This is a genomic window from Lacinutrix sp. WUR7, from assembly GCF_016864015.1.
Taxonomy (GTDB): domain Bacteria; phylum Bacteroidota; class Bacteroidia; order Flavobacteriales; family Flavobacteriaceae; genus Oceanihabitans.
The window spans coordinates 1821190-1836244 of the sequence record NZ_CP045067.1; the positions used below are offsets into that span (position 1 = coordinate 1821190).

The window sequence follows — 15055 nt, forward strand, 5'->3', positions numbered from 1 at the left end:
TTTTTCAGAAATTAAAACATAAAGTACCGAAATTATTTTAATATACTATGCGTGCATAAGAATTATTTTGTAAGTTAAATATGGTATTCCGTTTCCGGAGCAATTCATTTCTCAAAAAAGAATTGTAATTTGTAACGGATAAAATTTTAAGATTATGGCTAAAAAAGCAGACCAAACAGCATCCTTTATGGTTCGGTTTAACCAAATTATTTTTGAAGAAGATGGGGAATCAAAAGTACAATGGCGCGGAAAAGTATCGCATGTACAAGGTGGTGAGGATAAGAGTTTTTCAGATTTTAAAGAAGCTGTAGCTTTTATACAGTCCAAATTAGCCGATTTAACTTTGGAAGCTACAAAACATGAAACTCCAGAAGTGCAGGATTCTCTATTGAAAAAGAGTTTTTCGCTTTGGAAAACCATTTCTAAGGAAGGTCCGAAAGTAATCCTAGAAACCATCAAAGATCCTAGAAAGCAAGTCGCAAACATACAAGATCAAATTAGTTATTTAGGCGAAGACTTAATGGATAAAGTACATATCGATCAATGGCGAAATGCTTCTCGATCTGATTTTAATACTATAAAAGATTCTATTAGCAGTTTAGCAGATGAGATTAAAAAATTAAATGCTAAAGTAGATGCTATTAGCACTCCAACTAAAGCAACCAAAACTACTAAAACTACGAAAACAGCTAAAACTACACGAGCTACTAAAAAGAAGTAAGCCTTATACATGAATCCACTTCCAGATAGATTAATAGAATTAAAACAGTTTCAAAAGGATGCGATTATTCGTATTCAGACTTTGGGACAGTTTCATCTATGGATACATAATGAGAAAGTAGATTCTAAGAAATGGGGAAGAGATAAAACCGTGCAATTACTACAGTATTTAATTTCTAATAGACAACGGCATGCCCTTCATAAAGAAAAAATCATGGATCATCTTTGGGAAGATGGAGACGACAGGGATTTTAAAGTCGCATTACACGGAGTTAATAAAGTTTTAGAACCCGAAAGACCTTCTAGAACCGAACCTAGTTTTGTGATTCGACAAGGAATTAGTTATCAATTAGATTTAGAAAAAGTTTGGATTGATGTCGAAGCTTTAGAACAATATATTATTATAGGTAACGAAGCTTTTGGCGAAGATCAAGGAATTGCTAAAGAAGCCTATAAAGAAGCTATTGCCTTATATCGAGGTGTATATTTGCCTAATCGGGTTTTTGAAGATTGGTCTTCCGAAGAACGCGAGAAAATTCAAATCCTAATTTTAGGCGCTTATGTAATACTTGCTGAAATTTTATTAAATGAAAACCCGTTAGAAAGTATTCGTTTAGCACAATGTGCAATTGCAATAGATAATACTTGGGAAGATGCATACCGACTTCAAATGCAAGCGTACATTAAAAAAGGAAATAGACCACAAGCCATCAAAGCCTATCAAAAATGTGCCGATGTGCTAGAAAAGGAATATGGTATTGAACCACTTCCAACCACAAAAAATCTTCTAAAAGAAATTGAAAATATTTAATTGTAAAATATTTTAAAAAATAATTATCCGCTGTAAACCCTTGTTTTTACTCAAGTTTTTATTCTTCCTTCTTATAAAAAATCGCTAAGCATCGTTTTTGCAACTCAGTTGTAACTACCTGATTGTACGTTTGTACCATAAAATAAGATATAACACATTTAAACAATATATTATGGCTACTAAAACAAAAGCAACATTAATCAACAGTACTACAAATAAAGTATTAGGATTAACTACGAAAGCAAATGATTTCGCTTTAAACACTACAGAAAAAGTATTCACAAAATCTATTGCATGTACTGAAAAAGGATTAGGTCTTTCTGCAAAACTACTAAAGAAAGGTTTAAAAGCATCTGCTAAAAACCAAGATATGGTTTTTAATACTTTAGAAACAGTAAAAGGAAAAGCGGTAAAGTTTATCGCAAAATCTAAATAATTTCAAAAATAAAAGGAACGCATACACAAGTGCAACTCATTTGTAACTCGCTGATTGTATGTTTGTACCAGAATTAAATATAACAACACAATAACAACAATATATTATGGCAACTAAAACTAAAAAAGTAGCAAAAAAAGCAACAAGTAAAGTAAAGAACGATACTAACGTTGTAAAGAAAATTAATACAGAATTAGTGAACGCATCTATAGCTACAATTAATACGGTTGTAGATAATGGTGAGAAATGGCAAAAATTAGCTTCTAAGTTAATGAAGAAGTCAGAAAAAATAAGAGAGCAACAAATCAATATGATTTTTGATACTGCGGAAGCTGTAAAAGGACAGTTTGTAACAGGATCGGATAAAATGAAAGATTTAGTTGGTTACGATGCAACTATGGTTGAGAAAGCTAAAGATATGGCAATGCGCAATCCAGTAGCTAAAAAAGTATTGGATATTGTTGAAGATATTACAGAGAAAGTTTCTGAAAACCCAATGGTTCAAAAAGCAGAAAAAGTTTCCGAAGACATTAAAAGCATGGGAATGGCTAAGTTTAAAGAACTTAAGGGAGATGTTCTAGAACAAGCTTCAAAAATTCTTGACAAAGGAGAAGCTATTATTGAAGAAGCGAAAGAAACACCTAAAGCGAAAGTAACGAAGAAAGTGGTTAAAGCTAAAACAACAGTAGCTAAAAAAGCAGTAGCTAAAAAAACGGTTGCTAAAAAAGCAACGGCAAAAGTTACTAAAGCAACTAAGGTAGTAGCAAAAGCAGCACCTAAAAAAGCGGTAGTTAAAAAACCAGTAGCTAAAAAAACAACTACAACTAAGAAAGCGGTAACAAAAGCTGCTCCTAAAGCAAAAGCTACTGTAGCTAAAAAAGCAACAGCAGTGAAAAAAGAAACGACAGCAAAAGTAGCTGAGGTTAAAACAGAAGTAGCTGCAAAAGTTGCTGAAGTTAAAACAGAAGCAACAAAATAATACCATAACTTATAAAAAGTAATTTGATATGCTTACAAAATCAATATTAGATGCTCCAAAAAACATGGTTTTTAAAGCATTAAATAAAACAAGAAAAGTTGCAGAATCGGCTAACGATTATGCGCTACATACCACAGAAGATGTTGTTAGTGAAACGATAGTTGTTGCAGAGCAATGGCAAACGGTTGCTAACAAAGCAATAAAAGACAGTTTGAAAATAGCTGCAACAAATCAAGATTTAGTTTTTACTGCTTTAACAGGTATGAAAAAACACGTAAAACTTAGCAAAAAAAGATTTACTAAGCTTATGGCATAGTATTAAATTTTTTGTTTATTATTAAGTTGGTTAGTTGAAAAGGTTGTCTGTAGAGGCAACCTTTTTTTTGTTTTATAGATCTTCGTTTTGGTCAAAACGTTTCGTACTTTTATAGCAAACAATTGATTAATGGCCAAGAAAAAGAAAGTTGCAGCTTCAGATATACTTACCATGTACATGGATTATGTGGTAGAACACCATAGTAAGCCAGAATCGGTAACCAGTTTTACTGAAATACATGCTTTAGATGAAGAAGTTTTTTACACCCATTTCACCTCTTTTAAAGATGTAGAAAAGGATATTTATTTACTGCTTTTTGAAAATTCAGTGGCTATTTTAAAGCAAACGCCAGAGTATATTTCGTTTACTAAAAAAGACAAGATGCTAAGTTTGTATTATACCTTTTTTGAAAACCTGTCGCTCAATCAAGAATTTATAAAAATCAATCTGAAAGGTTTCGAAAATCAGCTGAAAGCATTTTCTACCTTTTCCAGATTAAAACGTGGATTTAAGGCATTTGTAGAAGATTTAGATTTAGAAACAATTAGTCTGAATGTAGATACTATCGAAAATATTCAAAAGAAAACCATTAAAGAATCTTTCTGGATTCAGTTCTTGTTTACCATGAAATTTTGGCTCGATGATACTTCGGAAGCTTTTGAAAAAACAGATATTTTTATTGAGAAATCACTAAACACGAGTTTCGAATTGTTAAATACCAAGTCTTTGAATAATATAATTGATTTGGCGAAGTTTTTATATAAAGAGAAAGTGAAATAGTAGACCTGCGGGGTTTTTAAAACGGTGTAGGTCTATAAATTAAAAAAAGATACCCGTTTTCACGGGCAGGAGTATGAAAACACTTAAAAACATACCGATTTCTAAAATTCAACGCGCATCCAAATTGGTGCAAACGGGAGCGAAAGTTGGCGTAAATTATCTGAAATATTATGGCGATAAAATGGTGCATTCCGAAGAAGAAGCCAAAGAACGTTTAGATGAATCTAACGCCACAGATATTTATGATAGTTTAAAAGACCTAAAAGGTTCTGCTTTAAAATTAGCGCAAATGCTAAGCATGGAGAAAAATATTTTACCGCGAGCCTATGTGGAGAAATTCTCGTTGTCGCAATTTTCAGTACCTCCATTATCTGCTCCTTTAGTTTTGAAAACCTTTAAAAAGTCTTTTGGTAAATTCCCAAGTGAAATTTTTGATGCTTTTAATCCAGAAGCAATAAATGCAGCGAGTATCGGACAAGTACATAAAGCAGAAAAAGATGGGAAAACCTTGGCTGTGAAAATTCAGTATCCTGGAGTTGCAGATAGTATTTTGTCCGACTTAGCAATGGTGAAGCCAATTGCTATGAAGATGTTTAATATAAAAGGAGAACATTCCGATGTGTATTTTAAAGAAGTAGAAGGGAAGCTATTAGAAGAAACAAACTATTTATTAGAGATAGCACAAAGCAAAGAAGTCGTTGCTGCGTGTGCGCATATTCCAAATTTAGAATTCCCTAGATATTATGAAGGTTTCTCTTCACAACAAATCATTACAATGGATTGGATGGAAGGAATGCATCTTTCCGAATTTGCTAAAATAAATACCAACGCTGAGCTTGCAAGTCAACTAGGACAAGCTTTATGGGATTTCTATTTATATCAAATGCATATACTTAAAAAAGTACATGCCGATCCGCATCCTGGTAATTTTTTAGTTTCCGAAAAAGGAAAATTAATTGCCATCGATTTTGGTTGTATGAAAATCATTCCGGAAGATTTTTACATTCCTTATTTCGAATTATTTAATAAAGAAATACTGGATGATTCTAAACGGTTTCATAAGCAATTATTGAAATTGGAGATTTTAAGAAAAGACGATTCCGAAGAAGAAATAGTATTCTTTACCAATATGTTTCATGATGTACTAAGCTTTTTTACACAGCCTTTTAGAGAAGAAACTTTTGATTTTTCAGATCCTGCATTTTTTGAGAAAATAGCAGCTATTGGGGAACGTTATTTTAAAAGTACGAGATCTAATAAAATGAACGCCAATAGAGGTTCTAAGCATTTTATTTATTTGAATAGAACGTTTTTCGGATTGTTTAATTTAATGTTTGATTTAAAAGCGACAAACATTAAGATCAATAACTATCAAAATATATAGTTGGAAACGGTAGTGCGAATAATTTTAAGGCATTTGAAATATTATGCACGCATAGTATTTTGTGTAAATATCGTATATTGTAAAAAAGACCATTTATTTTGTGGTTTATTTTGATAAAATCATTAAATTTTCACATTAAATTTATAGAATTAGCAAGTTTCTTAAAAGAATAGCATTAATACAAGTAATTTATAATGGCAAAAAAAATTGATTTGAAGGATATTGTGCAAGATGCATTCGATACTTCAATCCACCAAATTTCAGGTTCTGATGCAGCATTTCTATATGCCGAATCACCAACAAGTCCGATGCATATTGCAACCTTGAATATTGTGGAAGGTTCTTTAAAGTTTGAAGATTTTAAAGAGATTGTCGCGTCTAAATTACATTTAGTACCAAAGTTTAGACAGCGCTTATTAAGTGTTCCTATGGATTTAGATTATCCGTATTGGGTAGACGATCCAAATTTTGATATCGACTTGCATTTAAATCGTATTAAATTACCAGATCCATCGAATTGGAAAACGTTAAGAGATTTGACATCCACTTTGTTTTCTGCACCTTTAGATTTACGTAGACCATTATGGTCGGTGCATTTTATTGAAGGAATAGATGAAATTGCGCAAGTGCCTAAAGGCTCTGTTGCTATAGTTACAAAAGTACATCACGTAATGATTGATGGTAGTTCTGGAGTTGGTATTATGGGTGTTTTGTATGATAGTGATGCAGATGGCAAGCAAAAAAAACGTTCTAAACCAAAGCCTTTTAATCCAGAGCCATTACCAGACGAACTTAGTTTACTGTTAAAAAGTGGGTATGGGTTTTTAAAAAATCCGTTTAGAATTCCAAGAACAGTTGCAGAAACGGCTTACAGTTTTATTAAAAGTAAAGCCGCCAAGAAACTAAGTATTCAAAGAGAATTTAGTTCCACAAAGTTTCCAGTTCCAATCACCATTTTTAATGGTACTATTTCTGCCAAAAGAACTTGGGGAACAGCCATTTTATCTTTCGAGCGTATCAATGCGCTTCGTAAAACAATGGGTGGAAGTATTAACGATGTTATTCTTGCTATTTGTGCAGGAGCGCTTCGTCGATATTTAGTAGAAAAAGAAAAATTACCATTACACCCATTGGTCGCCAATGTGCCAATTTCTATTCGTACAGAAAATAGCGACCATACTATGAATAATCAAATTGCTAATATGATGATTCAATTAGCAACACATATTGAAGATCCTTTAGAACGTCTAGAATATATTCAAGAACAAACCATGTTAGGGAAGTCAAGGCACAATACTATGGGAGCAAAAACGTTGGCTAAAATGGCAGATGTGGTTCCTTTTGGTTTAGCAAATTTAGCTGCTGGACTATATAGTAAATACAATATTAAAGATTTACATAGGCCTCCTTTTAATGTTACCATTACTAATGTTCCAGGACCAAGAGGTTTATTGTATTTAAACGGACATAAAGTAGTTTCTATTTTTGGTTTAACGCCTGTTTTAGATGGTTTTGGACTAATTATTGCTGCATTTAGTTATAATGGTCAAGTAAGTATTACTACCACATCAGATTCTAAAACAATGCCAGATGCGGATGTGTTTTCTAGATATATTAGAGAATCTGCTAACGAGTTGGAAGAACAAATTAAAAATCTAGGAAAAGATAAATCAGCTAGTAAAACAGTACAACAAGTTAAAAGTAAAAGTGGCCCGTTTTTTACGGCTTTAAAAAAATATGTAAAAGAAAATCCTAAAGAAGTGAAATCGGCAAAGGGTTTATATCACATGCAATTAGATTTAGGAGATAGGACAGATAGCTGGGAACTAGATTTTACAAAAACAGTAGCCGTTATTAAGAAAAAGAAAAATTTAGACCCTAAAGTTTTAATAGAAATTGAAGATGAAAACCTATTTGCTTTGTATAAAGGCAAGTTGCTTTTAGAGGAATTAAAAATTCAAGGGCGAATTAAAATAACAGGAACAGCAGCAAGTAAAACAAAATTTATAAAGTTACTTATAGCATTTCTAGAACGATAATTAATGCATTATAATACACATATATTGAAATCGACAGATGGCGAATCCATTTGTTATTATAAATGGGAAGCAAACCCCAAAGTGCCTTTTAAAGGTCTTGTACAAATTGCACACGGATTAGGAGAACATGCTGGTAGATATGATGATATGGCACATCTTTTACAAGACGAAGGCTATTCGATTTATGCTAATGATCATCGTGCTCACGGTAAAACCGCCGAGATGAAACGCTTGTTTGGCTTTTATGATGGTGACGCGTATTTTGACGATTGTATAGAAGATATGCACGTGTTGTCCAATCTAATGAAAGCCGAAAACCCAAAAGCTAAATTTATATTATTTGGACACAGTATGGGATCCCTTTTTAGTAGAATGTACGTAACTAAATATGGTGAAGAATTAGATGCTTTAATCTTATCTGGAACCGCAAGTTTTATGAAGGGGTTAGGGAATGTCGGACTCGTGGCAGCGTCTACAGTAACCGCTTTTCGCGGAAGAGCAAGAGGAAATGAATTTTTAAAATCGGTCTTTTTTGGCGAATTCAATAAAAAGTTCAAACCCAATAGAACCAAGTTTGATTGGCTAAGTCGCGATGAAAAACAAGTCGATGTTTTTGCTAAAGATCCTTATCGAATAGAAGATTTTTCATTGGGTGTGTTTTTAGATATTATTAAAAACTCGAAAACAATCAATAAATCGGAAGCCTTTAAAGCAACACCAAAAGATTTACCAATTTTGATGTTTTCTGGCGATAAAGATCCCGTTGGTGAAATGGGGAAAGGCGTAAAGCGCGTTGCCAAACAATTTGAGAAAAGTGGAATACATGATTTTACCTTTAATTTATATGAAGGAGGAAGACACGAAATGTTAAAAGAAACGAATGCCGAGGCAGTGAAGCAAGAAGTTATTGCTTGGCTAAATGCACGTATGTAAGAATAAAAAAATGGAAGAAACCCAAATTATATATAAGATTTTCACACGCTTAGCTGTTGCTTTGGGAACGCTAAATGGCTTGAGTCTAAAAGAAGCGAAAAAGCTTACGAATCTACAATTCAAGGAGCATCTTTTTCAAAAAGAAATCAAAGTGCTCATTAGTGCCATTAAAAAAGATGAACACGAAATTATTGAACAATTATTAGAAAAAACTATTTTGGTTTGTGATGAGTTAGGTCCAAATAGAGATTATATAACGCTAATAAAAATATTAAAAAATATAGGCGTTTCTATTTCCGAAGGGCACGATCAAAACGAATACAAATACACCAATTCCATTCTAGATAGATTTCAGAAAAAAATAAAGGCAATCAATAAAAAAATCCCATTGCCGCCATTATTTAATATGATGATGGAAAGTAGGTCGTTAATCGAATGGTCATCCATTTATTGCTTATATCCTTTTATCCCAAAACGTATTAAAGGAAAAGGCAAGCCTGTATTATTAATTCCGCCATATTTAGGGGATGACTTTTCAACTTCCTTTGTAAGGAAATATTTAAAATCTCTGGGGTTTACAACCTACAAATGGGAATTAGGATTTAATATGGTGAAATCCCATTATATTCCTAGGTTAGAAGAAAAACTAGCAGATATTTATCAGGAACACCAAGAAAAAGTAAGTATTGTTGGTTGGAGTGGCGGTGGTATTTTTGCCAAAATCATGGCAAATAGACACCCGAATCAAGTGGAACAAATTTTAACTATTGGCTCTCCCATTTGGGGCGTTATGGATATGAAAACACCGCTTTACGGTTTGCTAGAATTTTTTAGAGGAAAGTCTTTAAAGGAACGTAACGAAAGATTTTTAGCCGAATTAGAACCAATACCAATAGTTCCAGTAACCTGTATTTATACAAAAACCGATGGTCTAGTGCCTTGGAAACATTGTATGGAAGCAGCGACATATAGAAAGAATATTAAAAATATTGAAGTCTTTGGTAGTCATACCGGAATGGGCGCCAATGCAAGTGTTTTACTCGTCACAGCCAATATGCTTAGCGCGAATATACAAGGCAAAAAAATAAGAGATGTTGGCTCTAATATTGAACGTTATTTATATCCTAATTTCTGGAAAAAAGCTATAAAAACGTTCAAAACCAAAAAGCCAATTGTACCAGTAATAAAATAATAAGATATGGATCATATTATTGCCCATCATAAATTTCAAGACGCTTTAAAGCAAATTGCTATAGAGCTAAAGTTAGATCTTGAAGATGTAAAAAAGCAAGGCGCAAACTGTATTAAGGAGTTGTATGCACAACAGCATCCTATTGCAAAATTAATGTCCGTAAAAAGCTTTGATTATATTCTTTCTAGAGCGTATAATGATAAAATTGATGTAGATCCAAAAGGGATAAAAAAGCTGATGAAATTGATGCAGAAAAACTCTGTAGCATTCATTATGACACACAAAACCTATCTCGATACTTTGGTGCTAATTTCAACATTGGCACGTTATGGTATGCCAATTCCATATTCTTTCGGTGGAAGTAATTTGGCATTTCCAGGAATGAAACAATTAGGAAACAATGCAGGACTCATTTTTATTCGTCGCAGTTTTAAAGACGACTTAATTTATAAAGCAGCTTTACGTCATTATATCGCTTCCATTATAGATAAAGGGGATCATTTAACTTGGAATATTGAAGGAACACGATCTAGAACCGGAAAAATTATTTACCCAAAAATGGGAATCTTAAAATATATAAAGGAAGGGGAAGCACAGAGTACAAGAAATATTAAATATGTTCCCGTTTCTATTGTTTATGATCTCATTCCAGATGTCAAACAAATGACAGAGGAAGGAAAAGGGCAAGAAAAAAAGTCGGAAAACATAAAAGAGACTGTCAGTTATATTAAGAAATTAGGAAATGATTATGGTCGTGCAGCAATCCGATTTGGAGACCCTGTAGAAATGGAAGAAGACCAGCAAGCCATCATTCCAGACATGGAAGAAGATAGTTATGCCGATAAAAATACACTACCACGTTTTGCTTTTGAGTTGATTCACAAAACCAACGCGATTACACCAGTAACTACAGTTTCCTTAATTTGCCATGTATTGCTAAATGATTTCGCTTTAACCAAAAAAGAAATCGAATTCAAGGTGAATAGATTGATGGGATACATTGGTCAGAAAAAAGAAGATGTACTTATAGATCGTGGTAAAAAGATTGGAGTTACCATTCAAACCGCACTAAATTTATTAAAGGCAGCTAGAATAATTCAAAAAAGTAGGGCAGGACAAAAGGCACAATATAGTTTGGTTGCTACTGAGTATTTACCAGCGACGTATTATGCAAATATGGCTTCGGGCCATTTATACCACCAAGCTTTTATTGAAATGGCTTTGGTGAAAATAAAAGACGATACATCTGCGAATCGAATCACGAACTTCTGGGAAGAAATTATGGAGCTTCGTAATTTATTTAAGTTTGAATTTTTCTACACCAATAAGCCGAAATTTAGCAGTGAAATTGAAACCGAATTATTCCGATTCGATAAAAACTGGAGAGCCATTTTAGCAAATCCAAAAGGAGATATTTCTGCGTTATTAAAAAAGCAAGATTTATTCGTTTCTAGAGCAATTCTTTTATCGTATTTAGAAGCCGATAAAGTGGTTTGTCATACCTTGAATAGTTGGGATACAGATGATGAATTTACAGATAAAGAATTCATCGAATTGTCTATGTTTAAAGGAAAAGAATTGCATTGGCAATCTAAAATAACACGCTTAGATAGTGTTTCTAAACCCTTTTTAATTAATGCACTTCGTTTTGCTAAGAATGCAAATTTAATTCCGGTAGATAGAACCATAGATTATGATGCTTTAGAAAGCTGGAAAAATCAGTTAGAAGATTTATCTGAAAGATTATTTTACTTAAAGCAAATAGAAAATGTACAAGATGAAAGAGGATTAAAAGAAGAACCACAAGAACAAATTATAGTTCCAGATTCTGGTAGTGATGAAGTACATCAAGAAGAGGAAATCGAAGAAGGAGCGCATATTACAGCGTTTTTTGATATGGATAGAACGCTAATCAATGATTTTTCTGCAAAAAAATTCATGACAACACGTTTGTTTAGTGGAAAAACAACGGCAAAAGAATATCTCACACAGTTTGCTACAGCAGCAGTATTTGCTTTAGGAAATAGAGATTTTGAAGTGCTTACCAAAATCGCTGCACTTGGTGTAAAAGGGATTGCAGAATCTGCATTTACAGAATTAGGAGAACAAGTTTTTACCGATTATCTAGAAGAAACTATTTACCCAGAATCGCGGGAGTTAATAGAGAAACATTTAGAGAAAGGTCATAAAGTCGTTATTATATCTGCTGCTACTACCTATCAAATAGAACCCATAGCGAAAGCCTTAGGGATTAAAGATATTTATGCCACCGAAATGGAATTACGCAACGGTAAGTTTACTGGTCGTGTTTCCGAAATGTGTTGGGGAGAAGGTAAAGCAAGAGCGGCAAGAAAATTTGCGAAAAAGAACAATACCGATTTATCTAAAAGTTATTTTTATACCGATAGCTTTGATGATTATCCATTATTAAAAATTGTAGGAAAACCAGTTGCTACCAATCCTGATCAACGCTTATCACAAATAGCATTCGAAAATAATTGGCCTATCTTAAGATTTGAAGAGCCAGTAGGAAAACCTTTGGTTAATGGGTTTAGAACTGGATTAGCGGCGGCAAGTATTTATCCTTCCGCTTTAAAAGGAATTGTAAAAGGAGCAATGACGATGTCTAGGCAAGAAGCCGCAAATACTACCTTTTCTAGTATTGGCGATTTAGGATCCAAAATGGCAGGATTAGAAATTGCAGTAAAAGGAAAGCATAATTTAGAAGAAATACGTCCCGCAGTTTTTTGTTTTAATCATCAAAGTGCTGCCGATTTCTTTATCGTCATGAAATTGATTCGTCATGATTTTACAGGAATTGCTAAAAAGGAATTAGAAAGAACGCCTTTCGGTCCTATATTTAAAGCGTTAGGTGCTATTTATGTAGATCGTGCTAATAAAGAAAAAGCCATTGAAGCCATGCAACCAGCTGTAGAAGCTTTAAAGAATGGTATTTCTGTTGCTATCGCGCCAGAGGGAACGAGGAGTGGAAGTAAAACCTTAGGAACCTTTAAAAAAGGTGCGTTTCACTTAGCCATGCAAGCTGGAGTACCAATTATTCCAATCGTGATTAAAAATGCATATATGGCCATGCCTAAAGGAACGAGTATGTTTAAACCAACACATATAGAAGTGGTTGTTTTAGATCCTGTTGATACTTCCCTTTGGAAACGAAAAAATATCAATAAGCATATTGAAGAAGTTCGAGATTTGTATATTAATGAATTAGAAAATTAATTTTAAGTTATGAAACTAAACGTAGGGATTTTAGGAGGTGGTTCTTGGGGAACCACAGTAGCATCATTAACTGCAAAAAATAATGATACTATTTTATGGGCAAGAAATGAAAAGACTATTCGAGAAATTAATGAAGAACATAGCAATTCTAAGTATTTACCAGGAGCAAAATTAAATAAGAATTTAAAAGCTTCTACTTCTATTGAAGAAACGGTTAAAAATGCAGATGTGATTGTCATGGGAATTCCTTCGCAGCATTTTAGAGAAGTGTTGCGTGCTGCAAAACCTTTTATTAGACCTTGGGTTCCTATTGTGAGTTTAGCTAAAGGTTTAGAATTGGACACAAAAATGCGCATGACGCAAATTATTGAAGAAGAACTTCCTGGGCATCCAGCTGGAGTTCTTACAGGACCTAACTTAGCGAAAGAAATACATGCTGGGCAAGCAGCGGCAGCAGTAATTGCGATGGTAGATAAAACGATTGCTAAAGAATTACAACAAGTATTTAGCACAGGGTTATTTCGTGTATATACCAATAATGATGTGATAGGTTGCGAACTTGGTGGAGCTCTTAAAAATATTATGGCAATTGCCACAGGAATGGGGGATGGTGCAGATGCAGGGGATAATACAAGAGCTGCGTTAATCACCAGAGGCTTATCTGAATTAACTAGGTTGGGAATTGCCATGGGAGGAAAACGACGCACGTTTGCTGGACTAGCAGGAATGGGAGATTTAGTAGCTACCTGTTCCAGTTCTAAAAGTAGAAACCATCATGTTGGATTTCAAATCGGACAAGGGAAAAGTTTAGATCAAATAATTGAAGAAATGGATGAAGTTGCCGAAGGTGTAAAAACGGCAAAAGTAGTTATGGAATTAGCTAAAGATTATAAGGTCGATATGCCAATATCTAGAGAGGTTTACAAAGTGCTTTACGAAGGGAATACTGTTAATGATGCTTTTAAAGGTTTGCTTAAAATTGAAAGCGGCTCAGAAAAAGAACCAGGATAATAGACTGTTTTTATAGTGTTTTTTTTAAATTCACTTTATGGTATTCTGTAGATTCTCCATTTGTTTCTAATGTCAGATTGCTTTTATCTAGTTTTTTAATTACAGAGGTCCAATTGCCATATCTATAAATGTATTCTAGTTTCAGAGTATCTGCTTCCTTTTTTATATAAATGTGCGAATGTGATTTTTCAACAGGCTTGTATTCTCCAATAGTTTCCGATATTTCCACATTTTCCACATTTCCTCTTCCATTTTCAAACCAATAATGATAAATGCTTTTAGAATCGTCATTTTTAATTTTCCAATACCCAGTAATGGCTTCCTCAATTTCTTTATCAGAAGAGCAGCATTCTAAACTTTGCGCAAAGTTTGAAAATGGGATTAATAGCAAAAAAAATAGAAGATAATTTTTAAATAAAGACATTTAAATAAGAAAATTAATAGCAAACGTATAACAATATACTGTTTTTTAATTAAATGGAATGTGTTTTAGTTGCTAGAAGCTAAATGTTTCCGTATTTTTGCACTCCAATTTTTTTAGACTTTAATAACAATAATTTTTTTGCTTACGCAGAAATAATAAATAAAATAATACATGAGCCCAAAAGGAAAAGAAACATTTGATGTTTTAATAGAGATTCCAAAAGGAAGTAGAAATAAATACGAATATGATTTTGATTTACATAAAATCCGTTTCGACAGAATGTTATTTTCTTCCATGATGTACCCAGGAGATTATGGATTTATTCCAGAAACTTTAGCGCTTGATGGTGATCCATTAGACGTATTAGTAATGGGTACTGAACCAACTTTTCCAATGTGTGTAATGGAAGTAAAGCCAATTGGAGTATTTCACATGGCGGATGAAAAAGGACCAGATGAAAAATTAATATGTGTACCAGTTACAGATCCTATCTGGAATAGTTGCAATGATATTAATGACTTAAATCCACATAGAATAAAAGAAATAACACATTTCTTTCAAGTATATAAAGATTTAGAAAAGAAAAAAGTAGACGTAGGTGGTTGGGGAGATGCAAAAGAAGCTTATGAAATTTTAAATAAATGTGTAGAGCGCTATGAAGATAGTGAACATAAAGCAAAAGGTAACTTTACTATATAAGACCTTTTAGAGTACAAAACGGAAACCCTTTCATTTTAAATGGAAGGGTTTTTTGTTTTAAAATACTGAAATGCAATTAGTTGTAGTTCTTTTT

At 33.2% G+C, this 15055-nt stretch carries 14 protein-coding genes; 13 read left to right on the forward strand and 1 reads right to left on the reverse strand.

Annotated features, from left to right (window positions below; all coding sequences use genetic code 11):
* Nucleotides 1-154 precede the first annotated feature (154 nt).
* From FG167_RS08005 to FG167_RS08060, 12 genes are all read left to right on the forward strand, one after another.
* Complete coding sequence (locus FG167_RS08005) at nt 155-721, forward strand: hypothetical protein (protein WP_203460885.1); 567 nt, start codon at nt 155-157, stop codon at nt 719-721.
* A 9-nt stretch (nt 722-730) separates the two neighbouring features.
* On the forward strand, nt 731-1531 hold the full coding sequence (locus tag FG167_RS08010; RefSeq protein WP_203460886.1) for a bacterial transcriptional activator domain-containing protein: 801 nt from the start codon (nt 731-733) through the stop codon (nt 1529-1531).
* Between the two features lie 172 nt (nt 1532-1703).
* The gene (locus tag FG167_RS08015) at nt 1704-1967 is read left to right on the forward strand and encodes a hypothetical protein (RefSeq protein WP_203460887.1); all 264 of its coding nucleotides are present in this window, start codon (nt 1704-1706) and stop codon (nt 1965-1967) included.
* A gap of 106 nt (nt 1968-2073) precedes the next feature.
* Nucleotides 2074-2946 (forward strand): hypothetical protein, encoded by an 873-nt coding sequence (locus FG167_RS08020; RefSeq protein ID WP_203460888.1) that lies wholly within the window; start codon nt 2074-2076, stop codon nt 2944-2946.
* Between the two features lie 28 nt (nt 2947-2974).
* Complete coding sequence (locus FG167_RS08025) at nt 2975-3262, forward strand: hypothetical protein (RefSeq protein WP_203460889.1); 288 nt, start codon at nt 2975-2977, stop codon at nt 3260-3262.
* A gap of 129 nt (nt 3263-3391) precedes the next feature.
* A complete protein-coding gene (locus FG167_RS08030) occupies nt 3392-4042 on the forward strand; it encodes a TetR family transcriptional regulator C-terminal domain-containing protein (RefSeq protein ID WP_203460890.1) in 651 nt (216 codons plus the stop codon).
* 73 nt (nt 4043-4115) lie between these two features.
* Nucleotides 4116-5426 carry an AarF/ABC1/UbiB kinase family protein gene (locus FG167_RS08035; protein ID WP_203460891.1) on the forward strand — a complete coding sequence of 437 codons (1311 nt, stop codon included), beginning with the start codon at nt 4116-4118 and terminating at the stop codon, nt 5424-5426.
* Between the two features lie 194 nt (nt 5427-5620).
* Entirely contained in the window at nt 5621-7465 is a 1845-nt protein-coding gene (locus FG167_RS08040) for a wax ester/triacylglycerol synthase family O-acyltransferase (protein ID WP_203460892.1), read from the forward strand.
* 3 nt (nt 7466-7468) lie between these two features.
* Nucleotides 7469-8398 carry an alpha/beta fold hydrolase gene (locus FG167_RS08045; RefSeq protein WP_203460893.1) on the forward strand — a complete coding sequence of 310 codons (930 nt, stop codon included), beginning with the start codon at nt 7469-7471 and terminating at the stop codon, nt 8396-8398.
* A gap of 10 nt (nt 8399-8408) precedes the next feature.
* Entirely contained in the window at nt 8409-9590 is a 1182-nt protein-coding gene (locus FG167_RS08050; RefSeq protein ID WP_203460894.1) for an alpha/beta fold hydrolase, read from the forward strand.
* 6 nt (nt 9591-9596) lie between these two features.
* A complete protein-coding gene (locus FG167_RS08055; protein WP_203460895.1) occupies nt 9597-12827 on the forward strand; it encodes an HAD-IB family hydrolase in 3231 nt (1076 codons plus the stop codon).
* 9 nt (nt 12828-12836) lie between these two features.
* Nucleotides 12837-13838 carry an NAD(P)H-dependent glycerol-3-phosphate dehydrogenase gene (locus tag FG167_RS08060; RefSeq protein ID WP_203460896.1) on the forward strand — a complete coding sequence of 334 codons (1002 nt, stop codon included), beginning with the start codon at nt 12837-12839 and terminating at the stop codon, nt 13836-13838.
* 10 nt (nt 13839-13848) lie between these two features.
* Here the strand turns inward: FG167_RS08060 and FG167_RS08065 are convergent, their stop codons facing one another.
* Nucleotides 13849-14262: a hypothetical protein gene (locus FG167_RS08065; protein ID WP_203460897.1), complete on the reverse strand. Its 414-nt coding sequence runs from the start codon at nt 14260-14262 to the stop codon at nt 13849-13851.
* Between the two features lie 171 nt (nt 14263-14433).
* Here FG167_RS08065 and FG167_RS08070 point away from each other — a divergent pair, with 171 nt between their 5' ends.
* Nucleotides 14434-14961, forward strand: coding sequence for an inorganic diphosphatase (locus tag FG167_RS08070; protein WP_203460898.1), 528 nt, complete (start codon nt 14434-14436; stop codon nt 14959-14961).
* Nucleotides 14962-15055: the final 94 nt, after the last annotated feature.

Coding starts and splice junctions, on each gene's coding strand:
- FG167_RS08005 (WP_203460885.1), top strand. CDS start 155: ATGGCTAAAAAAGCAGACCAAACAGCATCCTTTATGGTTCGGTTTAAC.
- FG167_RS08010 (WP_203460886.1), top strand. CDS start 731: ATGAATCCACTTCCAGATAGATTAATAGAATTAAAACAGTTTCAAAAG.
- FG167_RS08015 (WP_203460887.1), top strand. CDS start 1,704: ATGGCTACTAAAACAAAAGCAACATTAATCAACAGTACTACAAATAAA.
- FG167_RS08020 (WP_203460888.1), top strand. CDS start 2,074: ATGGCAACTAAAACTAAAAAAGTAGCAAAAAAAGCAACAAGTAAAGTA.
- FG167_RS08025 (WP_203460889.1), top strand. CDS start 2,975: ATGCTTACAAAATCAATATTAGATGCTCCAAAAAACATGGTTTTTAAA.
- FG167_RS08030 (WP_203460890.1), top strand. CDS start 3,392: ATGGCCAAGAAAAAGAAAGTTGCAGCTTCAGATATACTTACCATGTAC.
- FG167_RS08035 (WP_203460891.1), top strand. CDS start 4,116: ATGAAAACACTTAAAAACATACCGATTTCTAAAATTCAACGCGCATCC.
- FG167_RS08040 (WP_203460892.1), top strand. CDS start 5,621: ATGGCAAAAAAAATTGATTTGAAGGATATTGTGCAAGATGCATTCGAT.
- FG167_RS08045 (WP_203460893.1), top strand. CDS start 7,469: ATGCATTATAATACACATATATTGAAATCGACAGATGGCGAATCCATT.
- FG167_RS08050 (WP_203460894.1), top strand. CDS start 8,409: ATGGAAGAAACCCAAATTATATATAAGATTTTCACACGCTTAGCTGTT.
- FG167_RS08055 (WP_203460895.1), top strand. CDS start 9,597: ATGGATCATATTATTGCCCATCATAAATTTCAAGACGCTTTAAAGCAA.
- FG167_RS08060 (WP_203460896.1), top strand. CDS start 12,837: ATGAAACTAAACGTAGGGATTTTAGGAGGTGGTTCTTGGGGAACCACA.
- FG167_RS08065 (WP_203460897.1), bottom strand. CDS start 14,262: ATGTCTTTATTTAAAAATTATCTTCTATTTTTTTTGCTATTAATCCCA.
- FG167_RS08070 (WP_203460898.1), top strand. CDS start 14,434: ATGAGCCCAAAAGGAAAAGAAACATTTGATGTTTTAATAGAGATTCCA.